This is a genomic window from Paenibacillus sp. VCA1 (assembly GCF_031583795.1).
Lineage (GTDB): Bacteria > Bacillota > Bacilli > Paenibacillales > Paenibacillaceae > Paenibacillus_AQ > Paenibacillus_AQ albilobatus.
This window is the reverse complement of record NZ_JAVLSX010000014.1, coordinates 35522-58934: the sequence shown is the minus strand read 5'-3', so window position 1 is coordinate 58934 and position 23413 is coordinate 35522. Positions and strand designations below refer to the sequence as shown.

Genomic DNA, 23413 nt, shown 5'->3' with positions numbered 1-23413 from the left:
TTCCCTAGCCTTGAACCAGCAAGATATCGTGTCTAACACAACCGATGGCATCAAGCCGCGGCTGCCGCATATTGATCCTTTTTCCGATTACTGCGCCAAAAGCACAGACTTCAAGCATAAAACGATTCGCTTAAAGAGAAACCGGAAAAAAAATCAACACACGTAATCCCTCCGTTCATATCAATTGCCCTTATCCTAACACAAGACCGGATGGATTTCAAATCATTTCCTTTTAGGACGATCCGTTCTGGCCGCTGATCAACACTTCGACGTCCAGCTTGTTGAGCGCATCGATCCATTCCTGGGAGCAGCCGGGATCCGTGACGATCATCGATATGTGCTCGATCGGCGCGATTTGCGCGAACGTCGTGACCCCGAATTTGGAATGATCGGCCACCAAAATGGCTTCTTCGGTGCGCTGCATCATTTTGCGCGACAGCAGCGCTTCTTCCAGATTGTATTCGGTGATGCCGTCCGCCAGCGAAATGCCGCCGGCCGAAATGAAAGCTTTGTTCACTTTAAATTGATCGAGCAGCTGATGGGCGATCGCCCCGGTCGCCGCCTGAATGCCCATATGGACCTCGCCGCCGGCAAAAATGACCTTCCCCTGGAATCCGTCCAGCGCGCACGCCAAAATCGGCACGGAGCTGGTAATGACGGTAACGTCGCCCCGGTCCTTCAGCTCCCGCATAATTTCGATCGTGGTCGTGCCGTTATCGAGCAGAACGGTTTCTCCTTCTCTCACCAAGGAAGCCGCAAGCTTTCCGATCGCGCGTTTTTCGCTGCTGTGCATCTGGGATCTCTTCATAAAAGTCGGCTCGATCCGCTCGGAACGGGTTTGAACCGCGCCGCCGTAAACCTTCCGCAGCCTGCCTTCCTTTTCCAGCCGGTCAAGATCACGCCGGATCGTTTCCGTAGAAACGTTGAACATGCCGGCCAGCGCATGCACCTGAACCTTTCCTTTCGTGCCAAGCTCGGCAAGAATGGTTTCGCGCCGCTCCTCATAGGTTAGGGACATATCTGCATTCCTCCTTGCCTGTGCAATTCCAATTGCTTTTATGTGTTTTTTTGTTGTTTTTATTCAGTTTATTCGTTCCGGACAAACGTTGTCAAACGATGAAAAGGCCATGGTCTCAAGTATGTGATCAAAATAAAAAAAAGAATTGACAACATTTTACGCAGGGCATACAATCAACACGAAAACAACACATTTAAACATAAAACAACAACATTTCAATGTTTATTTTTTACAAGGAGGAAACAATTCATGAGCCGCCAATTATCCTTCCGGCAGGACGGAACCTTCACGATCGTACAATTTACGGATCTTCACTGGAAAAACGGGGAGCCCGAAGATCATCGCACCCGCGCTTTGATGGAACTTACACTGGATGCCGAGAAACCGGATCTCGTCGTTTTCACCGGCGATGTCATTTATACCGGCCCCGTATCCGAGGGCTACGCCGAATGCGGGAACCCGGAGCAGGCTTTTCGGGAAGCGGTCAGCGCCGTGGAAGAGCGGGGCATTCCTTGGGCCGTCGTTTTCGGCAATCATGACACCGAACAGCGCATTACGCGGGAGGAGCTGATTCAGCTTGCCATGCAGCACGAGCATTCCGTCGCGGAAGCCGGTCCGAAGGAAATTTCCGGCGAGGGCAACTATACGATCGAACTGCTGGATGCGCACGGAAACCCGGCGGCTAACCTCTATTTCCTCGATTCCGGCGCCGTCTCTCCCCTGCCCCACGTCCCCTATTACAACTGGGTGCGGCGCGACCAGATCAACTGGCTGGTACAGGAATCCAAGCGGCTGAATCCGGCCGAAAACGCCGGCAAGCTGCCCGCGCTCGCCTTTTTCCATATCCCGGTCCCCGAATATCAGGAAGTATGGGACACCCAGACCTGTTACGGACATAAGTACGAACCGGTCTGCTGCGCTCCCGTCAACTCGGGATTGTTCACGGCCTTGCTTGAAATGGGCGATGTCATCGGAACGTTTTGCGGCCATGACCATGTCAATGATTATTACGGCACGCTGCACGGCATCCGCCTTTGTTACGGACGGGCGAGCGGTTACAACACGTACGGCAGGGAAGGTTTCCGACGCGGCGCCCGCGTCATCCGCCTGACGGCGGGAGAGTCCGACTTTGCCACCTGGCTTCGCCTTGACGACGGTTCGGTCGTCTCCGAGCAGCCGGTTCATCATCCGGACCAGGACAAAATTAAAGCATAAGGGGTCTTATCATCCATGTTATTCTCGATTTTGCTCGTACTCGCTTCCGGGGTGGCCCATGCGGTGTGGAGCATGTTTACGAAACGGAGCCTGAACAAAGGCGTGTTTTTATGGTCGATCATGATGATCCCTTCCGTGGTTTTGCTCCCGGTTTTGGTCGCCGAGCTGTGGCGCAATCCGCTGACTTGGGGCGGTTACGGCCTGCTCCTGTTGTCCGTTGCGCTGCAAGCCCTCTATTCCTGGCTCCTGTCCAAAACCTATGAGCTTGGCGATCTGTCGCAAATCTATCCGATCATGCGGGGCACGAGTACGCTGCTGATCCCGATCATCGGCGTCCTTTTCCTCAAAGAATCGCTTTCCTTGTACGGTTGGATCGGGATCGTCTGCATGCTCGGCGGCTTTTTCCTGCTCAGCGGACTCGGCGGCAAACGCACCGAAGCCCAGCCGCATGGCTTAAAACCTTTTGCGCTGGCGCTTTGCGTCGGATTATGCACGACCAGCTACGTGTTCGTGGATAAGTTGAACCTGGAGAACCTGTCGCCCCTGGCTTTATCCGAAGCGACCAATATCGGTTTCGTGCTCGGGCTGACGCCGCTTGTTCTGGCCTCCCGCCAGCTCCGGCAGGAATGGCGCAAGAACCGTTCCACGATTTTGCTCGGCGCTATTCTGAACCCCGGCTCGTACCTGCTTTTCCTGTTTGCGATGCAGCAGGCGCCGATGGCGCATATCAGCCCGCTGCGGGAGATCGGAACGGTCTTCGCGACCTTCCTCGGCATCCTCATTTTGAAGGAGCAGCAGGGCTTAAAGCGGATCGCCACGTCGATCGTCGTCTTTTGCGGCATTTTGCTGGTAGGCATGCTGGGATAACCGAATTCTAAAAAACCGCCTTCACGGTGAACTGCGCTTCCCATGTTAGATTCCGTCTAACGATTGGGGCGCGGTTCGCTTGGGAGGCGGTTTTTTCATGATCATAGAAATCATATTTTTGTTTAGCCCATTGACAGCAAATAGTTTTGTGAGTATAGTTTTATTAAAACTAATACCAAAGGGTGATGGAACCTTGTACGAACTGCTTGTGCTCTCCCTGCTAATGAAATTTCCGCTGCATGCATACCTTATTTCCAAAATCGCAAACGACACGCTGGGCCCATGGGAGAAAATCAGCCGCGGCACGCTGTCCACGCTGCTGAACAAACTGTACAAAGACGGGCTTATTCAAGACGCGGCGGCTGAGGCTATCCCTTTTCCCACGGAGCGTTCTTCGCGAACATACGAAATTACGGAACGCGGAAAAACACGGTTTTTCGAGCTCATGATGGATACGGAAAAAAACGCCGGCAATTACCCGAAGATTTTCCATATCAAAGCGATTTATTTGGATTTTTTAAGCTTTGAAGATCAACTGTATCTGGTCAGCCATTACATGAAATATTGCGAAAAGGCGATCGACCATATCCGGCAGCAGCAATCCGAGTTTGACGAAAACCCCGACCAAATCGAGCCGATGCACGACACCCATTTCTACCGGACCATCCGCGAGCTGATGGATCTGCAGATCGATCAGTTGGAGCTTGAACGGCAGTGGGTATTCCGGTTAAAAGAGAAAATCAGTGCCGATTTCAAATCAAATTAATCTTAACTTTTGAGAAAAGAGAGGGATATGTGATGACCCAAAAACAAGCGGAAACGCAAATCAGCGCCTTATTCGACCGGCTGTTCGCCGCCTGGAGCGCCGGGGACGCGAAGGCATTTGCCGGTTGTTTCACCGAAAACGCCGACTACGTCACCTTTTTCGGGCAGCATCTCAAAGGACGCGAGGAAGTCGAAAGCTCCCACCGGCAATTGTTTGACGGCGTGCTGAAGGGGACGCAAATGCAAGGCAATATCAGTGCCATCCGGTTTTTGAACGACCAGACAGCCATCGTCCACTGCATCGGCAACACCAAAAAACGCCAGCAAAAAAACTATTCCAAAAACAGGGAGTCGATCAACACAAACGTGGTGATTCTACAGGACGGGGAGTGGAAAATTACCGCGTTCCATAACTGCCGCATCAAAAATTTCAATTTCATTGTCAGATGGCTGATGAACCGAAGCAGCAAATAAGCATGAAAAAACGAAAAAGGGGGCCTCGGTCCCCTTTTTTCGTTCGACTTCTTCCATTCGCTCGCCATTAGCGGCAAAAGTAGAGCAACCTTCAATCTTACCTTGATGCCATGTAATGGGTATATGGGACTATGGAAGCGCCCTGAAGATACATAGTATGATGATCATATTGCCCATGGCCTCGTATCATCTAACAACGCATTCAAAATACGGGAAGCGTGTTTTTGAAACGTTTCTTTATTAAGGGGGGATATGATGAATTTGAATGAGCGAAACCGGCTTAAACTTGAAAGATTGATCCGGGAAAATGAATTCGAACATGCTTTGCCTTATTTATTGGCGCATACGCGCCAAGGCATCCGGTGCGCCAAAGCCGGTGAGGCGGACGGCGATAAGCTGGGCACCTCCCGCATCGGCGGCGACCCCGACCTGCCTTCCCGTATCGAATGGCCCGTCACGTCGAAAGGCGTGCCGATGACTTTTTTAACTCAGCTGAATTTGCAGGAATTTACGGGCGCGAATGAGTCTTCGCTGCTTCCGGCCAGCGGCATGCTTTATTTTTTCGTCGGAGTGGACGAGCCGGCTTACAACATCGAACACCGCGTCATCCATGTACCGGAGGAGGAGCTTGCCTCCGCTTCGCGCCGCCCTTCTCCCGAGACGACCGCGCTCGAAGGCGCTTTTCGCGCATACCGGCTTGAGCCGAGAGCCACGCTTGAACCTCCCAATTATGCTTATGTCGATACCGACCAAGTCGAAAACGACGCGGCGGATTACACGGATTACGAAGAACTCATCTGGTCCATCACGGACAGCCGGAACGGGGACGTGGCTCTGCTATTCGGCTACCCGGACGGGCAGCATGACGACGCCGAATACGAAGCGGCTTTAACGATTCTGACGGGCGAAAAATACGATTACCATACCGGTCATGCCCTTGAGCGGATCGCTGCGCATTTTGGCGGGAACAAAGAAAAAGCGTTGCAGGAAATCCGGGATACGCTGCTGCTTCTCGAAATCGACTCGGACAACGACATCGGCTTTTGCTGGTGGGACGCCGGCGCGCTTCAATTTTTCATTCGCAAAGAGGATTTGCTGGCGGGCCGCTTTGACCGCACCTATTGTTCGTTATATTCGAGTTGACGCTTAGCACATGAATGGAGGGGAAGACACTGGACACGAAAGAACTGCTTCAAGAAGAACAAGACTTCGGGTTTGCGCGGGTGTATTCGGTCGAACTGAAATACAGGGAGCAGCCCAAGCTGGATCGGGATCTGCTTTATGCCAACATGGAGCGGTATACCGGAAAATTGGACCAGCCGGAACGGCAAAAGAAGACGGCGGGCCTGGCCGTATGGGAAGCTAATGAAGAAGCGGACAAGGATCTGCTTCACTTTTTCCATTTGAACTACATGGTGCAATATGCGGAAGGAGAAATGCCGGCACAAACAAGCTTGGTGGACATCGAAAACCGCCCGGCTGCCGATTACGGCACCGCAATTCAGCAGGCTTGGCATTGGCATGAAGCGGAACAGATGCTGGCGGAATGCGCGCATTCGCTGCTGCTCGTCGATATGATGGCATCCGGGCTGGAGCCGAAAACCCGGCTGGAGCTGTTTACCGGTGCGCTGCGGGCGGTGCTCGAAACGGCTCCGTGCGATGCGATCTACTTCCGGGCAAGCGATAAGCTGGTGGAACCCGAAGCGTATCTGGCCGCCATCGAAGAGGGTGCCCGGTTATATGGCGCCATGAACGTCCGCTTTTACAACGTGGAAGGCACGGGCAGCGAGCGTAGGGAAAGCCTGATGGATACGGTTGGGCTGGCCGGCCTCGGCATCCCGGACGTACAGTGCCATTTTTACGATCTAAACCCCGATGAAGTGGCCGGAATTTTAACCGATATCGGATACTACCTGTTTGACCAGGGAGACATCATCAGCGACGGGGAAACGATCGGTTTCACCGAAGACATGCGCTGGCGCTGCGAGCATCAATACGCGCTGGCCGCCCCGCGCAGGGTCGTGATCGACCTGGATCCGGGCGAGCCGTATTACGCGGGCAGGCAAGGCACAGCGCCGACCGAATAAAAGCGCCAAGCCATCGAAACACGAAAACCAGTCCCCCCATCCATTGGCGTCGGGACTGGTTTGTTTGCGTTTTTTCCTAGTGAAGCGTCCTTGCCCGGCCTATTAATATTTCGTCGTCGGCTCCTTGACTTTATCGAAAACGATGATGCCGTCGTACTGCTCTTTGGGAACAAACTTCATCGCCATCGGTTCGATGATCTCGGACGTCATGCCGTCCTCCGCGGCGTAAATCGGCTTGAACATCCAGGAATTGTTTTGGTTCGGCGTCTTGTGCTTGGACAAATCGGCAAAGGCAATCTTATACCCGCTTCCCATCATCAGCTGCTCCAAGCTTCCTTTTGGCATCGGTTTGATCGGGAAAATCTTCTGGGTCGTAATCGTGCTTGCCCTGCCGCTGTTCATGTATAAGCCGATGACGTATTCCTTGTCCTTCAGCTTTTTATGAAGCAGCTCCCCCATGCTGGTAAAACTGTTGACCCATTTCCCCTGCTCTTTGACGCTCATTTTCGACGTTTTTTTGGCAAGGTGGTCGTTATGCGCCCACAAAATCACTTTTTTCCCCGGATACATGACTTTCGTTAACCACTCGACGTTGTCGGCCATGATCCGGTCCCGGAACTCATAACTCTCCTTGGTATCGTACATGCCCATTTCGATAAACTTGATCCGGTCTTCCAGCGTTTTGACGGCAACGTCGACGATATGCGGATTTTGCGGATACGCCGCGGCAAGCTGTTTTTGATTCTCTTTTATAAACTGGATCAAAGCCCTGTATTTAGGCTCGTATTGATCCTTCACCTTCTTGATTTCCTGTATGGCTGCCGGGTTTTGATTGTTGTCCATGCCGTATTCATTGAGGACCTTATACAAATCGGTCATGGCCTGCAGCTCGAACTGGAAATAATCCTGCCCCCGTTCCTTGTCTACCTTGGCAATCCATTCAGCGATCCATTGGGTCAAATAGGCGGACGTAAACTGCATGTCGTAACCGGCAAGGTACAGCGGTTTTCCCGTGCTGCGCTGTTCTTTGATGTAATCGAATAAAGCAAGCGTTTCTTTGGAATGCCAAACCGGAAAAATCGAGCGTTCCATCATTTCTTTGGACGTCAGAGTCCCGGCATTTTCATAGGTCATAAAAGAATCGCCAAGCCCCGACTCAAAGGCGATGACGTCAAATCCGAGCTCCTCGTGCAAATATTTGATCAGCCTCGTTTTCATGCTGCTGTATTCCGCGACCCGGTGAAAGTTCTCGCCAAGGCTGACCACGGTTTTATCTTTTAACAGGGGCTTTAGAAAAGCCAAATCTTTATAGTCCTCCGAAGTCAGGGATTTGATCTCCCGGATATTTGCCTTTAGCCCCGCATTGTTCCCCGCAGCCGCAGCCGCTGGCGAACCGACCGGCGAAAGCGCCACAGCCATGGCCAGCCCCGCCGCGATCACGCCCGTCAATTGTTTCCATGCTCTCATCGATTCTTTTCCTCCTTAGAAATCAATTCGAATTTCACCATCATCGTAACGGGAACTTCTAAAGAATTTATAAAGCTGGCAAGATATCATTTCGGAAAGTATAAAAAGCGATAAGCACAAAAAAACGACCCTTCAACGGTAGTGTCCAGGTCGCCTAACCCCTAATATATTCGCGCTTCCCCATCATAAATTAAACCGGTATCCGACTCCCCAAATCGTCTCGATGTACTGCGGCTTGGACGGGTCGGTTTCGATTTTTTCCCTTAATTTGCTTATATAAACAGTCACCGTGGCATTATCGCTCAAAGCGTCCAGACCCCAAATTTTCTCGAACAGTTCGTCTTTGCTGAACACCCGGTTCGGGTGAAGGGCAAGAAACAGCAGCAGGTCGTATTCTTTGGACGTTAAGGGGACTTCCGATTCGTTGACGAATACCTTTCGCGACATTTTATCGATCCGAATGCCCCTGACGCGGATTTCATCCTGGTATCTCGCCCTGTAATCCGACGTTAAACGCTCGTAACGCGACAAATGCGCTTTCACTCTGGCGACCAGCTCCCCTACGCTAAAAGGTTTCGTGATATAATCGTCCGCCCCCAGCCCCAAACCGCGTATTTTATCGATGTCTTCTTTTTTGGCGGTCACCATCAAAATCGGAATGTTTTTCGCCTGGCGGACGCGCTTGCATATTTCGAATCCGTCCGTTTTCGGCAGCATCAAATCGAGGATGATCAAATCATATTCCTCTTCGAGGGCTTTTTTCAGGCCGGTATCCCCGCTTGCCGCAATTTCCACCCCAAAGCCGCCTGCTTCCAGGTAGTCCTTCTGCACTTCGGCAATGATGTCTTCGTCTTCAATGATCAAAATCCGCTTCATGAGCGCTCACCACCATGACTTGTCTTTGGCAACGTAAAATAGATGCTTGTTCCTTCTCCGGCTTGGCTTTCCGCCCATACCTTCCCGCCTTGGCCCTCGACCATTTGCTTGACGATCGCAAGTCCGATGCCGCTGCCTCCGGTGTCCGTGTTCCTTGAAGGTTCCGCGCGGTAAAAACGGTCGAAAACATACGGCAGCGATTCCTTTTCAATGCCCGCGCCGTTATCCGTGATCTTGACCGTCGCCTCGCTTGCGCCGTCGAACAGTTCCAGCCTCATTTTTTTGTCCGCTTTGTCCAAATACTTCAAGCTGTTGTCGATAATGTTCATGATAACCCTGCGCAGCTTCTCGCGGTCGGCAACCACCTGGACGGGCCCGTCGCCATTCGAAGAAAATCCGACCGCAACGCCTTCCAGGCGCGGATCCAGCCGGAGCTCTTCGGCACAGTCGCGCATATACGCGGCAAGATCGACTTGTTCCAAATGGAACGGCAGCCGTTTCAAATCCAATTTCGAAAACAAAAGCAGCTCGTCGATGAGCCGATCCATATCATCCGTTTTTTTCGCGATCATTTCGATATATTTTTCCCGCTTCTCTCCTTCCGCAATGCCGTCCTGAATCCCTTCCACGCATGCTTTGATGCCGGTGATCGGCGTTTTCAGGTCGTGGGAAATGCTGGAGATCAGCTCTTTGCGGTTTTCTTCGTATTGCAGCTGCAGATGGATCGACTCGTTTAACCGGAAACGCATTTCTTCAAAAGCCGCCCCCAGCTCCCCGATTTCGTCTTTCCGCTGCAGGTTCACCTCATGGCTGAGATCGCCTTCTTTGATTTGTACCGCGGCATGTTTTAAGGCATACAAAGGTCTGATCAGGTTCCGGGACATAAGAAAGGTTAAAATGCCGTTCGTTAACCCGATGACGACAAGCAGCGAAAGAAAAAGGAGCGGAAAAAATGTTCTAGCCCCGGCCAAAAGCGGGCTCATATCCGTAAGCAAATAGGCTTCCCCGCTGCTGTGATCGGTAAACCCGATATCGAATTTCTGCACCGAAAAGCGGTTATTCCATTTGCCGCCTCCCCAATGATGTCCCGATCGGTCCGCCTGTGTTTCCTGAAGCTTGCGGTATAAATCCTTCCCGTCCACAAAAGAGGATGCGTACGTCATTTGTTGATTTTTCGTCACGACAAGTCCGACTTGCAGCCTTTTTAATTGTTCGTCCGTCGACTTCAAAAACTTCAAGTCCGCAAACCGGTCAGGCTCCGTTCGAGTCATGAATTTAATGCCCGCAACCAGCTCGGCGCGTTCGTTGGATGTTTTCCAAAAGGTTTCCGTCCCCATCCCGTCCGCATTTTTAATGATTGCAAAATAAAGCCCCAAGGCAACCAAAAAGAACAGGATGACCGGAATAACCGTCATGGCGATATAGGAAAGCAACAGTCTGGTCTTGATGGACACCGGGCATTCTCCTTACCATTGTTTTCGTTCGAACAGCAGCAATCCCGCCGTATAAGCCATTATAATATAAGCCAGAAGAAAGAAAAATGAGCTGAACAGTTTGCCCGCGGAAGCCCCGCTTCCGGTCCACAGCACATGCCAATCCGAATAGGAAAAGACGGACCAGGCCGAAACCTGCGGCCAAATGAAAGGCAGCAGCTTGGCGGCCGCATAGACGAAAACGATCGTGGTCAACGCGCCGCTGCCGTTCCGGAAACATTGCGCGATAAACACCGACAGCAAACCGATCGCCGCCATCGGCAGAAACGCAGCCGGGTACGCTTTTACGCTGTCCGCAAAACCGCCGGTCATTCCGTCTCCCGCGATCGCCCATCCCGAAACGCTCGAAACGATCCAAAGCGCCGCCAAATAAATCGCTGCGTAAACCATGAGGGCAAGCACCTTGGCCGCAAACGCTTTGGCTCGCGTGATAGGCCGAACGAGAACAAGCTTCATCGTGCGGGCAGCCGCTTCACCGGAAAAAGAATCGACGGCCGTGACGGACAACATCATCGGGAGCAGGAAAAACGTGAACAGATTCAGCATCAGCATCGGCAAATCCCCTCCAAGTCCCCAGACGATACTCGTTTTGTTTTTGAGCAAGGAAAGCAGCAGGGTCGAAATGACCGGGATAAGGAAGGTAAGAAGCAAAAAGATTTTGGTCTTGCGCCTGTGCCATATTTTCTCGATTTCATTGATCGTATTTGCCTTTAAACTATGCATGTTGTTTCGCGTCCTTTTCCTCTTGGATTTGGGCCAGAACGAATTTCTCAAGCGTAGTTCCGCCCTGCAGCAATTCATCCACGTTCCCGGTGCGGATCAGGTTCCCGTTATTCATAATCCCGATCTTATTTGCGATCATGCCGAGGTCGTGCATCAGATGGCTCGCAATCAAAAACGTAATTCCCTGTTCCTCGGACAGCCGCAAAATCGTATTCCGCACATCGGCCATCCCTTCGATATCGAGGCCATTGGCCGGTTCGTCCAACAGGACCAGCTCGGGGTTCGACAGCAGCGCCGATGCCAGCCCCAACCGCTGTTTCATGCCCAGCGAATATCCGCTTACCCGTTCATGTTTGTATGGGGCCAGGCCGACCTGCTCAAGCACCTGATCCATTCTCGTTTTCGGCAGCTCCCTGTAAAACCGGGCGGAAAGCTTCAAGTTATCGTACGCGCTCATATATTCATAAGCATCCGCCGTTTCAATCAGGCAGCCGACGCGGTTCATCGCCTGTTCGAAAGCCTCCGCCACCGGATGCCCGAAGATGCGGACGTTTCCTTCATCCGGACGAATCAAACCCAGGATGATTTTGAGCACCGTCGTTTTGCCTGCGCCGTTCGGACCGATAAAACCGAAAATGTCCCCCTTCATCACGTCAAAGCTGACATTGCGGACGCCGCGCCCGTTCGAATAACGTTTGGTCACATCTTGCACTTCCAGCAATGTATCCATATTCGATCACTCCTTTAGATGAAACGCTTCAATGCGAAAGGCAACCGGGCGGTTTGCCGCCGCCCTCGGTTGCCTTGCCCCTTAGTGATGCCATCCCCGCTTTGGCCCGTCGCTTTGCATTTCCTTAATCGGTTTTCCCGTCAAATCCACGCGGTCCGGAGTCGTTTGGTTGTAATCTGAAAGGCCGATATGAATTTGGACGGAAAGATCATGTTTTTTGCCGGTGTCATCCGTGCCGGTAATGCTGATTTCCGCCGTCTGCCGTTCAAGAATTTGATCCGGATTGATTTTCGCGTCGAAATTGATTTGTTCAACCTGGATATGGTCGGTCAGCTTCGGAAGGCTGGGATGCCATTCGGAAGACGGATGTGAAGCCCCAGCATCCTGTTTCCAGCTTTTATGTTCCCAATCCCCGCTGCCGGCCTTGGATGCGACCAAAGATCCGAGCGCGTTGACGACGGCGGGAATTTGGCTTCCGGAAAGATGCAGCTCGGCCTGCTTGCTTCCGTCCGATTCGTTTTCAACCGTGGCGAGATTCCGGATGTTCCCCATGAGGGCGTCGACCACTTGCTCGGCCGCTTTCGGCATGCCTGGCGCTGCATCCGTGCCGGCTTGATGCTGCCATTTGGCAGCATTTTGCGTCACGACCCGATATTCCTCTTGATCCCCGCTTTTGAAAATCATCTTGCCGTCCTGCCTGAACGCCTGCATCTCGTGAGTCTGTTTGCCGTCATTCATTGAACCGGACATGCTCATCGTTTGCAGCTTATGATTCATTTTGATGACCGCCGTGCCCGACAGCACTTTCGTTCCGTTATCGGTCACGGTCATGTCCACATGAGAAGTCATGCTTTGCACCGTTTTCGTGTTTTTTACCGCCGTTTTGTATGCGTCATAACCCGAAGTGCCCGCCATCGCCGAATAACCGCTGGAAAGCAGCATGACGGCGCCCAAACCGAAACCGGCTGCAACAGGTAACCATTTTTTTCTCATCGCCTATTCTCCGTTTACGTTGTATTCGAAAGCTACCGGCCGGCTGCGAATGTTATTACCTCACCTCCATGATCCACGATTTGCCGAAGCCTTCTGTCATTCATCATATCCGCCAGGTCTAAAACGCCTCTAAATCAAATCTAAAAAAAGTATAAAAACGAAAATCGAAATTCAGTAACCCGGCGAATCAAAGGATATGTAACTAAAACAAAAAACACCGTCCGGTTCGAACGATGTTAAAAGCAGCTCCTCTTCAGGCCGTTATTTTGTTAAAAAACGCATTAACGTATCGGCATCCGGAAGTCCGTATTTTTCATCCACCTCGTCTTGCACGATGAGGCTGTTCAAGATGGTTAAATACCAGGACAGTATTTTCCGTGGATCTCCGGGGGAAAACTCGCCCAATTCCTGCCCCTTCATAAAAACGGGAACCAGCAGATCCGTCATCATGCCGGGAGGAAGCTGCGCAAAGATCTGTCTGGCCTCCTCCGGAATATCGTCCGCCTTGCGGGCCCGTTCGATGAACATGAACGAATATTTATCCTGCGGATTCAGCATGTTTTCGGTTAAGCTTCGGATTTGCTCATAAGGGGTGCCGGGCACATGTTGTGCTTCATCAAGCTCCCGCTTCGCTTCTTCCATCAACTCCTGGATAAGCGTGATAAACAGTTCGTCTTTGGACTGAAAATACCGGTAGATAAGCCCTTCGCTGATCCCCGCTTCTTTGGCGATGCTGCTTGTTTTTGTTCCTTTGTATCCACGTCGGGCAAATTCTTTAAGCGCCGCTTGCTTGATTTGTTCCCTGCGTTCGTCGCGGATTTGATCGAGCTGCTGTCTGTTTAATGGAGACAATGGTTTCAACCTCCGGATATTACAAAAATTATGTCCATTATACCATTAAACGGGTATAGAGATGTCTTTCTGAGCCCAAGCTGTCGGAACCGCAATCGGCCGCACTCTCGTGATCAGCTCCTCCAGAAACTGGTCGGCCCGGGCAAAACATGCGAGATGGCCCGCGTTTCGGATGAGGGCGAATTCTTTCCGGGGAGCCTGAAGCTCGTCGTAAAAAGTCTTTGCCAGTTCCGTCGGCGTGATGATGTCCGAATCTCCTTGAAAAATGAAGACCGGCAGCTCGAACCGCATCCCTTCTTTTGTAAAGTCCATGCGCATCATTTCATGGAACAGATGGCCCAGCGTAAAACTCATCCCTTTAAAAATATCCATCATGTCGCGTATTTGATGCTCCGGGGAAGATAGCATGGAAGGCATAATGAGGTCGGTAATCATGTTCGGTACATTTTGAATCGATTTGACGAGTACGCGATTTCTTTTGTCGTAATCATGGCGGCTCCAGCTGGAGGGATCCGGACCCATTTTTTCAAGCAGCTTCACGCCCTTGGCATTTCCGGCTGCACGGACCGCTTGAAGGGATATTTCATACATCCGGGCGGGATGCCCGGGGACATTTTGATCCGTGCCGACATAGGCGTAAAAAAGGTCCGGGCGATGTTGTGCCATTCTGACGCCAATCAGGCTGCCGACAGAGCTTCCGATGAGAATGAGTTTGGAATGGCCGAGCTTCCCCAGCAGGTACTCCGTCACTTCAATCCCATCCGCCGCCAGCCGATCGAACGTAATCGTTCCGCTGCCTTCCTTGCCGTTTAGGCCGAAGGTTTTCCCCGCTCCCCGCTGATCCCATTGAACGACAGTAAAATGCTTCTCCCATGCGCGGAGCAACGGACTGAAAATGGAATACGGGGAAGCCGGGCCACCGTGGATGAAAAGCAAAATCGGGTTGCTCCGGTCTTCTCCGCGGATCGTGATCCATTGATCGATGCCGCCGATGGGGACGTACCGGCTTTCAACGATTTTGTTCGGCGTGTTGATTTGCAGCGCTTTTGCATGGTTGCTCCGGTTTCTTTTACGAAAAAACATTTGGTTTAGCATATGATTTTGTTTCATATTTGACATGCCCCGCTTTCGTTTTTCAATGAGTGAGTAACTTACTCATCAATAGAATGAGTCATTTTCATCTTTCTGTCAATGGTTTATTTTCATGCCAACGAAAAAACCGAGGAAACCGCGAAGAAAACCTCCACGTTTCACTTCGGTTTTTATAGTCTATCGCGTTCCATCAACCCATTGTTTTCTTCGTCGGCTTTCAGCAGCTCGTTGAAGCTTTGGTTAATCCCTATTCAACGCTTCACTTCACTCCCCGCATCAAGGATGCTTCCGAATAATCGATTCATCCTCTTCCATAAACGGCCAAGTCAAATATTCCGCCGGTAGCTTGCTGACCTCGTCCAGGCGGGCCAATTCGTCCTTCGTCAACTCAATGTCGCTAGCCGCAAGATTGTCTTGAAGCTGATCCGGCCGCTTCGCGCCGACGATGACGCTGGTCACCGCAGGCTGATTGAGCACCCAAGCCAAAGCGATCCGGGCAACGGTGGATTCCCGCTCTCTCGCAATTTCCTCCAGCACGTCGATGATGCCATAGGATTTGTCCAGGTCAACCGGCGGAAATGAAAATTTCGTATGCCGATCGTCCCCGCTGCCCTGGCGGCTGCGGGAGTATTTGCCCGACAGGAATCCGCCCGCGAGCGGACTCCAGACCAATAGCCCCATGTTCTGATCCTTCAGGACGGGGATAGTTTCCCTTTCGATTTCCCGGCCGGCCAGGGAGTAATACAATTGGCTGCTCTTGAATTCATGAAGGCCAAGCTGCCGGGAGATGCAGCGCGTCTTCATCGTTTCCCAACCCGTCATATTGGAAGCGCCGATGTACCGCACTTTGCCGCTCCGGACCAAATCGTCCAACGCCCGCAGCGTATCTTCCCAATCGGTCAGCTGATCCGGATTGTGGATTTGATACAGATCGATATAATCGGTCCCCAGTCGTTTCAGACTTTCCTCCACCTGACGGATGATATGGAGCCGGGATAAGCCGATATCGTTCGGGCCGCTTCCCGTACGTCCCCTCACCTTTGTGGCGATAATCACGTCCTGCCGTTTTTTGCCGAGCGCTTTGCCGAGGATTTCTTCGGATCGTCCGCCGGCATAAATATTCGACGTATCAAAAAAATTGACGCCCGCCTCAAGCGCCTGCCCGACGAGCACGGAAGCCTCCTTTTCGTCGAGCGAGCCGAAAACGCCCCACTGTTCTCCGCCTCCGAAGGTCATGGTACCGAGCCCGATTTCCGACACAAGCACGCCGGTATTGCCGAGTAAATTATATTTCATCTTTTATTTCCTCCTGGTTTTGTTTTATATTGATGGTGACGGAGGCACGAATAAAAAGACGCAAAAAATAAGCGGTTCGAACAAAAAAATTTCCGATGGATACAGGGGTGAGCAATATGTCCGATCGCATCGAAACCAAACCCCCAGCCCGCACGGCAGAATCAATCACGCCGGAAATGCTGTGGGAACAATATCACGGCCCGATTTTGGGCTACGTCAAACAAAAAACGAATCGCCATCCGGACGCCGAAGATATTGTGCAAACGGTGTTTATAAAGGCTTATCGCCATCTGCCGCAGCTTCAGGACAAAACCAAGCTCCGGGCCTGGCTGTTTCAAATTGCGCGAAACGCGATCGCGGACCATTTCCGCAAGGAAAAGCCGACCGACGAACTGCCTGACCACATGCCCGATCCGGAGTTGTCAGCGCCCGACGGTTATTCGGAAGAAGCCATTGCCGGCATGAAGGGCGTATTTCCTTATTTGCCCGATAAATACCGGGAAGCCCTGGAATTATCCGAATTGAAGGGAATGTCTCAAAAAGAGCTTAGCGAGCGTCTGGGCCTTTCCTATTCAGGCGCTAAATCCAGGGTCCAACGCGGCAGGGAGATGGTCCGTGATTTGATGAACAGCTGCTGCGAAATCCAAACCGACCGATACGGCAATATCATCGACTATCGCGCCGTACTGCCGAAGCCGGTCGTTTCCGGACGAGGGCAAAAAGAGGCATTACGGTGCTGCACCCGGTCTTGATCAGACGCAGACTCAGGGTTATGAAATGGCACGCCATAAACGGCGTGTTTTTTTATTCTCCGATGGGAGGATAAATTTCCCATGATGTCGAATGGTACAAGGATTTGTAAAATAAAATCGACCGCAAAAGAGGGGTTATCAACTTGAACTTAAAAAAATCATTGCTTGTCATGGCATTAGGTGCATTCACGTTTGGCTTAAGCCCGGCTTTTGGCGCCCATGAGGCCTCCGCCGCAGGTGAAGACCAGCTGCAAATCAAAGACATCGTCGGAAAAAACACGTATTTGATGAGCGACGGATCCATGTGGACGACCGTTACACTGCTTGAGGGAACCCGCACCATTCATACGAAGGGAAACATCGAGACCATTTCCGGGAATCTGTACGACGGTCTGGGGATTACAAAAGACAGGCGCCTGGTGGAATGGGACATGGGGTTAGCTCCCCACCCGGTGGAAGGCACGGCAGGAGTCAAGCAGGTATCCGGCAACTATTGGCTGAAGTCGGACGGAACGGTCTGGAGCGGCCAAAGGAAGTTGAAAAATCTAAGCGGCATCGTGCAAATCGCTTACGGGGAAAAAGATTTTGCGGCGCTGTCCCAAAACGGGGACCTGTTATTCGAAGACCCGCACAAGCAGGATACTTACAAAAAATTCGGCACCGTCGCCGATCCTTCCTCGGTCAAGTCCATGGCGGTGCATGACGACCGCGTCGCCCTGCTGTTCAACAGCGGCGAAGTCGTGCTTTACGAAGGCTCGAATTTTGACGACAACGGAAAAATCATTCCGGTCACCGTAGCGCAGGACGCGGTCCATATCACGTATGTTTCGGCCGATCCCACCGACGTGCTCATCGTGACCCGGAAAGACGGCACCGTCTGGTTAACGGGGGAATATTCCAAACGCTGGAAGCTTACGAACCAGGTACAAGGATTAAGCGACGTAGTTAGAACCTCGGTAGACGCCTATGCGGACAAGCTTTCCGAAGGGATTTACGCGCAGCGCAGCGACGGAACATGGGTGTTCAGCAAAGACGGAGAAATCAAGCCGATCGGCGTTCCTGCTGTTACGGCAATTTCAGTTACGCTTTCTGATAAGGAGCCTTTCGTCGGGGATTCAGTCGAGGTTTACATCCAGGAAACCTATTCGAACGGCGCCAAAATTAAAGTTCCGGTGCGCGAAGCCAAACTCGACATGGACAAACCGTACCTGCTTAAGCTCCAAGCAGACGGCAAGCTCAAAACCGTGGGCGTGGGACAAACGAAACTTACGGTTACATCCGGCGGCGTGTCCGCAAGCGTGACCGTATCCGCAAGTCTCCGCGATCCGCTGAAATTTGCCAAACAGGTAAACGGCACCGTCTTTCTTCCGGTGAAGGCCGTATCCAAGGCGCTGGGCGGAACCGGAGCCCCTTCGGGCGACGGATGGAACGTGGCGTTCGGGGATGCTTCCCTATCGTTCAAAGCCGGCAGTTTATCGGCTCAATTCGCCGGCAAGGACGTGCAGCTCAAAGCCGCTCCTTTTACCGAAAAAGGAGAAACGTACATCCCCGCTTCCTTGTTGGCCGATACGCTGGGAGCGAAGGTAAGCTGGGACGCCAAGTGGAAACAGGCGGACATCGGCTTCGGCAGCGCCAAGATGACGGTCGTTTCATCGGAAACTGCCGGCCTGATCAAAAAAGCGATGCAGGGCAGCTTGGCCAAATTCATCGGAAAATCCTACTGGGTGAACGATTTTGCGGACTGGGAGAGATTCTCGAAGGTTACCGTGACCGACGTGCTTCCAACGGATACCGGAAGTTTCGACATCGTCTTCAAAACGCCGGCGGGCAAAACGCTCAAGAGCTATTCCATGAGTTCTTCGGAAGTCATTCAGGTATTGACCGATTCCAACAACTTTTTGAATTATGATCCTTACAAAAAATACAATTGGTCCTCCTCCGTTTGGAAACAGATCAAAGCGAGAAACGTGACGCTGGGCATGACCAAACAGCAGGTTCTGCTTTCCTGGGGAAATCCGATCGCCAAAGATATCCAAAAGGTGCAAGGCAGCACCATTGAAACCTGGGGTTATGCGAGCTACGATTTCGTTTCCTTCCTGAACGGCAAGGTTACTTTGATCATTATGTAATCCCGAACTTTGCTGCAAATCCTGAATGCTTTACGCACGAAAAACCCTCCAGGCTTTTCGTCTGGAGGGTTTTTCGCTTGCACGGCATGTGTCGCTGTCGTTCAATCATCGATTCAGACCATTTCACAAACCCGGTTCATCCCCATTCAGAACAAAGGTGTATGGACCGGCCCTTAAAGCGGCATGGAATAAGTGAACGACGAAAAACTTTTACGTTCGGTTTACGCGGGCTTGACGAAGAATAAACATGCATCCCTCATGATAAAAAGGACATCTTGAAGTTCATTTAAATAGAGGGAGACATGACTGCAATGATGAAAAAAACCGCGCTTCTGGGCGCTGCATTCTTTTTGACCGTATCGCCGCTGGGCGCTGCCATGGCCGAAGCCAATGCGGTTCCCCATACAAATACCGTTTCTGTCCAACATCATGCGAAGCAGGGTGCTTTTACGGGCGCGACCGTGGAGAGGGCAAAAAACGGAGCCCTTACGATTCATTGGAAGACGTCGGCCGACCTTGGCCCGGTCAAAGTATATTGGAGCACCGAATCCGACGGGGACTGGAAGCAATTGGCGCGCACCTATTCATCTTATGGCGGTTTGCATACGGCCGACCCGAATCCGGGAAGCCGGGTGTATTTTAAAATCAAAGGCGGCAACGGCTCCGAGATCAAAACCGCTGAACGTCTGCTCCCCCTTCAAGGCGCGACCAATTTCCGCGACCTTGGCGGCTACCGAACGACGGACGGCAAAACCGTCAAATGGGGCAAGCTGTTCCGTTCGGACGAGTTGGCCGGCTTGACCAAGGCCGACATTTCTTTTCTTCAGAAAAGCGGGCTGAAAACGATCATCGATTACCGTACCGACGATGAAGTGAAACAAAAGCCCGACCCCGCCATCCAAGGCGTTACATATGTCCGGAATCCGGTTTTTGGGCAATCCGGCAGCGGAACCGATATTTTCGCTTATATGGCCGCAGGCGAATTTGACAAAATGGGCAAACCCGGCGACGTGCTGATCGCGGCAAACCGGGACATGGTGGATCATCCTGAGGCTTACAAGAAACTTTTTGACATGATGCTGGCCCCTGCCACAACCGCTTTCGTTCAGCATTGCACCGCCGGCAAAGACCGTACCGGACTCGGTTCGGCGCTCATGCTCCTCGCGCTTGGCGTTCCGAAGGAAACGGTCGTGCAGGATTTTCTGCTCAGCAATCAATACCGCGAAGGATACAACAAAGCAGCCGTGGATGCCATGGTGAAACAATTCCAACTGACGGACAAAAACGCCATCGAGATTATCCAAGCGCTGATGGATGTTCGCCCGGAATACCTGAACGCCGCTTTCAAAGAAATGGTCAAAAAATACGGCTCCATCCAAGCTTTCTTGGAAAAGGGAATCGGTCTGAGCGCAGCCGAGCAGGCCAAGCTAAAAAAAATGTATCTCGAATAGGCTGGATCAGTGTTTGAAAAGTTAGGAACTCGTGCAGTCAGCTTGGCTCATGCTCAGTACGAGGCAAAGCAATCTGAATTCGATCATCCTGTTTTTGCAGGGGTTCTTCTCCACCGGGGCGTATATGCTTAAGCCGGGCCACGACGAAGATGGCTACCATGACCAATAAGACGGCGCTGATCATCGCAACGGTATTTAGTCCGTTGTTAAAAGCATTTCGAGCCGATGCAAGCAGGGTAGCATGAAGCGGATCTGCGAGCTTTTGGGCCGCTTCCGTCGCACCGATCAGCGAGTCGCGCGCAGCCGCGGCCGCCTCGGGAGGAAGCGCAGCCGGTATCGCGTCCACCATCTGATTGCGGTAAACAACGGTGCCGACGCTCCCTAGAACCGCGATCCCTAATGCAAAACCGACTTCAGCGCTCGTTTGCGATAAAGCCCCTGCAGCGCCGGCTTTCTCGGGCGGAGCGGATCCGATGATCATATCGGGCGTTAACGTCATGAGCGGGCCTGACCCGAAGTTCGTAAGCGCGTAACCGAGCATCAAACCGACAAGGCCGGAAGATGCCTCGACCCGGGTAATGAGCCAGAGGCCGGTCACCGAAAAAACCAACCCGATTCCAATCAGATAGGCAGGATGGATTCGCCGTGCCATGAGCGGGGATAACAGAAAGCTCGCCATTTGCGCCGCTACCGCAGGCAGCAGCCACATCGCCGCTTTTAACGGGGTTAACCCGCCAACGAGCTGAAGATATTGCGTAACGAGCAGCATGATCACACCCATGAGGAAGGGACCGAAAAACTGCCCGCTCATCGCCGTGCTAAGCGCACGGTTCGCAAACAAGCGCAGATCCAGCAGTGGATTCGTCAGCCTTCGTTGACGCTGTACAAATACGAAGCCGAACACGCCCCCGCCCGCAATCGCCGCAATATTTAACGGCTGCGGCCCATTTTGGGCTAATCCCTTCATGCCATAAACAATCGGCAACATCGCGGCGAGCGACAAGCTTACGCTAATAAGATCAAGACGGCTTGCATTTGCGTCCCGATATTCGGGCAGCAATAAAGGGCCAAGCACGAGCAGCAGCACCATAACAGGAACCCCGATCAGAAACACGGACCCCCACCAAAAATGCGCAAGCATCACGCCCCCAACCACGGGGCCGATCGCCGCCCCGCCCATGCAGCCCACCATCCATATGCTGATGGCAAGGCCTCTTTGCTTGGGATCGTGGAACATCGTGCTGATCAGCGCCAAGGTTGAAGGCACTAACGTCGCTCCGGCAATGCCGAGTATGGCCCGGGATGCGATCAGCATTTCGGCACTCGCCGCGAACGCGGCGCAGATGGAGGCGATGCCAAATACGGCCGATCCCACCAGAAGCACCTTGCGGCGACCGACGCGGTCGCCCAAGGTACCCATCGTAATCAAAAATCCCGTAAGCATTAACCCGTAAATATCCATGATCCACAATTGCTGGGTGCTGCTGGCCCCCAGATCCGCGCTTAAATACGGCAGCGCCAGAGCCAGCACGAAGATATCGATGGAAATGAGCAGGCTTGTTAGAACCAATACGCCAAGCCCGACCCATTCCCGCGTGCCGGCCTTATCGGCCCTCTTCATTGCTTGCTCCCAAATCGTATGTATGGAGCAGCACTTCTCCCAGTTTGTCCAGCATAATTTTCGTTCCATGCTCGCGCTGCGCCACCGTATCATAGCCGTCAAGGAAAACGCACTGCTCCGTGTAGATGAGCTGGGTTCCGTGTTCCGCCTGCTTGAACTCCACCGTGACCACGGATACCGATATCCGCGTTTCCTCTTGGTCCAACGTATAGGAATAGATGATACGCTCATCAGGTACGATCTCCTGAAAGCAGGCGTCAAAGGTAAACACCGGTCCTCCTGGCGGGCCCCCGCGGTTGAACTCCCGCCCGCCGACGCGAAATTCAAATGTTTCGGACTTTTGGAACCATTGGCTTTTGATTGCAGGGTCCGACCAAGCCGCGAACGCTCGTGCAGGCGCAGCCTCATAGTTTCTTTCAATGATAAAAGTATCATGCGTCGCAAAATGTTTGCTCACCATTTATTCCTCCCTTTTGGCTCGTACAATCGAATCCATTCCAAGGAAGCCGCCAAGCCTGTCAAAGTGGTTTTCCATGATTGTGCGGCGTTCGGCAAAAAACTTCTCATGGCTTTTTTTCATCATGCCTAACAATGTTGTAAAATCTTCAACCGTCAACGGCTCATCTCTGGCCATCAGGCTCGATGCATTTTGCAGCTCTTTCAAAAGCTTTTGCTGGATTCGTATATTCTCTTTCAGCCGATTGATTTGAAGCTGGACAACTTCGAACGGATTGTAACCGTTATCGGACAAAATCGATTTGATCTCATCGAGCGCTAAACCCAGCTCTTTTAATGCCAAAATTTGCTGCAAGCGTGACAGATCGGATTCGCTGTACAGCCTGTACCCCGAATCGGAATATCCGGACGGTGAATACAAGCCGATCTGATCGTAATATCGCAAGGTTCGAACGGTTAACCCTGTTAATTGGGCCAGTTCGCCGACTTTCCAATATTTTGGGCCTGTAATGATCATCCCCTCATTTCGCGCGATCCTGATTACCGGTGATTTAACTATATACCATGACGCCACGTAAGGCTCAAGCGGAAAAGGTGAAATTTATAAACACGCACATTAAAAAGCCCCACAATATAAAAACTCGACTTCCTAAGCGTAAAGGAAATCGAGTTTTTTAGGGACTTTTAGCAGAGAATCTCAACCATAAACCCGCCCGGGGCTTTCACGTAAAAAGTATAGGCGTGCGAGTGCTGCGGAGGTTTGACGTCGTATCCATCCTCGAATAGACGCTGATACATTCGGTTTACCTGCTCTTCATTAGACTGTGGGAAGCCGATGTGAAAGGTTTTGGGATACTCTACCTCGCGGCCTTTCATCAGCGTCAAGACAAATCCGTCATCATCAAAGAGGACCGCAAAGTTGTCGCCCCGGCTTGCCTGGCATTTGAGCCCGAAGTAGGTTTCCAGAAATGCCTGCGAAGCCGCGACATCGGTCACCGTAAGGTTTAAATGATTGATTTTCATTATACCGCCGCCCTTTCGATTGGTTTCGAAAAA

Annotated in this window: 23 protein-coding genes; 9 read left to right on the top strand and 14 right to left on the bottom strand. The window is 52.1% G+C overall.

The features are described 5' to 3' along the window. Positions 1 to 232: 232 nt before the first annotated feature. Positions 233 to 1018, bottom strand: a complete 786-nt coding sequence (locus RJP21_RS25825; RefSeq protein WP_310861841.1) for a DeoR/GlpR family DNA-binding transcription regulator — start codon at positions 1016 to 1018, stop codon at positions 233 to 235. 249 nt (positions 1019 to 1267) lie between these two features. On the opposite strand from RJP21_RS25825, the gene RJP21_RS25820 reads away from it, so the two are divergent. From RJP21_RS25820 to RJP21_RS25795, 6 genes are all read left to right on the top strand, one after another. Further along, a complete protein-coding gene (locus RJP21_RS25820) occupies positions 1268 to 2233 on the top strand; it encodes a metallophosphoesterase family protein (protein ID WP_310861840.1) in 966 nt (321 codons plus the stop codon). A 15-nt stretch (positions 2234 to 2248) separates the two neighbouring features. Further along, a complete protein-coding gene (locus RJP21_RS25815) occupies positions 2249 to 3100 on the top strand; it encodes a GRP family sugar transporter (protein WP_310861839.1) in 852 nt (283 codons plus the stop codon). Positions 3101 to 3293: 193 nt separating this feature from the next. After that, the gene (locus tag RJP21_RS25810) at positions 3294 to 3866 is read left to right on the top strand and encodes a PadR family transcriptional regulator (RefSeq protein WP_310861838.1); all 573 of its coding nucleotides are present in this window, start codon (positions 3294 to 3296) and stop codon (positions 3864 to 3866) included. Positions 3867 to 3898: 32 nt separating this feature from the next. Next, positions 3899 to 4339 carry an SgcJ/EcaC family oxidoreductase gene (locus tag RJP21_RS25805; protein WP_310861837.1) on the top strand — a complete coding sequence of 147 codons (441 nt, stop codon included), beginning with the start codon at positions 3899 to 3901 and terminating at the stop codon, positions 4337 to 4339. Between the two features lie 255 nt (positions 4340 to 4594). Then, the gene (locus tag RJP21_RS25800; RefSeq protein WP_310861836.1) at positions 4595 to 5482 is read left to right on the top strand and encodes a YwqG family protein; all 888 of its coding nucleotides are present in this window, start codon (positions 4595 to 4597) and stop codon (positions 5480 to 5482) included. 14 nt (positions 5483 to 5496) lie between these two features. After that, complete coding sequence (locus tag RJP21_RS25795; protein ID WP_310861835.1) at positions 5497 to 6426, top strand: DUF4261 domain-containing protein; 930 nt, start codon at positions 5497 to 5499, stop codon at positions 6424 to 6426. 102 nt (positions 6427 to 6528) lie between these two features. Here RJP21_RS25795 and RJP21_RS25790 read toward each other — a convergent pair whose 3' ends face one another. From RJP21_RS25790 to RJP21_RS25750, 9 genes are all read right to left on the bottom strand, one after another. Beyond that, positions 6529 to 7893 carry an erythromycin esterase family protein gene (locus RJP21_RS25790; protein WP_310861834.1) on the bottom strand — a complete coding sequence of 455 codons (1365 nt, stop codon included), beginning with the start codon at positions 7891 to 7893 and terminating at the stop codon, positions 6529 to 6531. Between the two features lie 183 nt (positions 7894 to 8076). After that, on the bottom strand, positions 8077 to 8769 hold the full coding sequence (locus RJP21_RS25785; RefSeq protein WP_160044570.1) for a response regulator transcription factor: 693 nt from the start codon (positions 8767 to 8769) through the stop codon (positions 8077 to 8079). Further along, entirely contained in the window at positions 8766 to 10223 is a 1458-nt protein-coding gene (locus tag RJP21_RS25780) for a sensor histidine kinase (RefSeq protein WP_310861833.1), read from the bottom strand. Before RJP21_RS25780 ends, RJP21_RS25785 begins: the two co-directional genes overlap by 4 nt. 12 nt (positions 10224 to 10235) lie before the next feature. Further along, positions 10236 to 10985: an ABC transporter permease gene (locus tag RJP21_RS25775; RefSeq protein WP_310861832.1), complete on the bottom strand. Its 750-nt coding sequence runs from the start codon at positions 10983 to 10985 to the stop codon at positions 10236 to 10238. After that, the gene (locus RJP21_RS25770; protein ID WP_310861831.1) at positions 10978 to 11715 is read right to left on the bottom strand and encodes an ABC transporter ATP-binding protein; all 738 of its coding nucleotides are present in this window, start codon (positions 11713 to 11715) and stop codon (positions 10978 to 10980) included. Before RJP21_RS25770 ends, RJP21_RS25775 begins: the two co-directional genes overlap by 8 nt. A gap of 81 nt (positions 11716 to 11796) precedes the next feature. Beyond that, the gene (locus tag RJP21_RS25765; RefSeq protein WP_310861830.1) at positions 11797 to 12708 is read right to left on the bottom strand and encodes a hypothetical protein; all 912 of its coding nucleotides are present in this window, start codon (positions 12706 to 12708) and stop codon (positions 11797 to 11799) included. Between the two features lie 261 nt (positions 12709 to 12969). Further along, complete coding sequence (locus RJP21_RS25760) at positions 12970 to 13560, bottom strand: TetR/AcrR family transcriptional regulator (RefSeq protein WP_310861829.1); 591 nt, start codon at positions 13558 to 13560, stop codon at positions 12970 to 12972. A 45-nt stretch (positions 13561 to 13605) separates the two neighbouring features. Then, positions 13606 to 14670 carry an alpha/beta fold hydrolase gene (locus RJP21_RS25755; RefSeq protein ID WP_310861828.1) on the bottom strand — a complete coding sequence of 355 codons (1065 nt, stop codon included), beginning with the start codon at positions 14668 to 14670 and terminating at the stop codon, positions 13606 to 13608. Between the two features lie 258 nt (positions 14671 to 14928). Continuing rightward, positions 14929 to 15948 (bottom strand): aldo/keto reductase, encoded by a 1020-nt coding sequence (locus tag RJP21_RS25750; RefSeq protein WP_310861827.1) that lies wholly within the window; start codon positions 15946 to 15948, stop codon positions 14929 to 14931. 116 nt (positions 15949 to 16064) lie between these two features. On the opposite strand from RJP21_RS25750, the gene sigZ reads away from it, so the two are divergent. The 3 genes from sigZ (at position 16065) to RJP21_RS25735 (ending at position 20280) form a co-directional block, all read left to right on the top strand. Further along, positions 16065 to 16700 carry an RNA polymerase sigma factor SigZ gene (gene sigZ, locus RJP21_RS25745; RefSeq protein WP_310861826.1) on the top strand — a complete coding sequence of 212 codons (636 nt, stop codon included), beginning with the start codon at positions 16065 to 16067 and terminating at the stop codon, positions 16698 to 16700. Positions 16701 to 16843: 143 nt separating this feature from the next. Continuing rightward, a complete protein-coding gene (locus RJP21_RS25740) occupies positions 16844 to 18829 on the top strand; it encodes a copper amine oxidase N-terminal domain-containing protein (protein WP_310861825.1) in 1986 nt (661 codons plus the stop codon). A gap of 311 nt (positions 18830 to 19140) precedes the next feature. Then, complete coding sequence (locus tag RJP21_RS25735; RefSeq protein ID WP_310861824.1) at positions 19141 to 20280, top strand: tyrosine-protein phosphatase; 1140 nt, start codon at positions 19141 to 19143, stop codon at positions 20278 to 20280. 37 nt (positions 20281 to 20317) lie between these two features. On the opposite strand, the gene RJP21_RS25730 is transcribed toward RJP21_RS25735, so the two are convergent. From RJP21_RS25730 to RJP21_RS25715, 4 genes are all read right to left on the bottom strand, one after another. Further along, complete coding sequence (locus RJP21_RS25730; RefSeq protein ID WP_310861823.1) at positions 20318 to 21901, bottom strand: MFS transporter; 1584 nt, start codon at positions 21899 to 21901, stop codon at positions 20318 to 20320. Continuing rightward, complete coding sequence (locus RJP21_RS25725) at positions 21885 to 22361, bottom strand: SRPBCC family protein (RefSeq protein WP_397386285.1); 477 nt, start codon at positions 22359 to 22361, stop codon at positions 21885 to 21887. The genes RJP21_RS25730 and RJP21_RS25725 overlap by 17 nt, the downstream gene beginning before the upstream one ends. After that, positions 22362 to 22874, bottom strand: coding sequence for a MerR family transcriptional regulator (locus RJP21_RS25720; protein ID WP_310861822.1), 513 nt, complete (start codon positions 22872 to 22874; stop codon positions 22362 to 22364). It abuts the gene before it with no gap. Positions 22875 to 23041: 167 nt separating this feature from the next. Continuing rightward, positions 23042 to 23380, bottom strand: coding sequence for a VOC family protein (locus RJP21_RS25715; RefSeq protein ID WP_160044583.1), 339 nt, complete (start codon positions 23378 to 23380; stop codon positions 23042 to 23044). Positions 23381 to 23413: the final 33 nt, after the last annotated feature.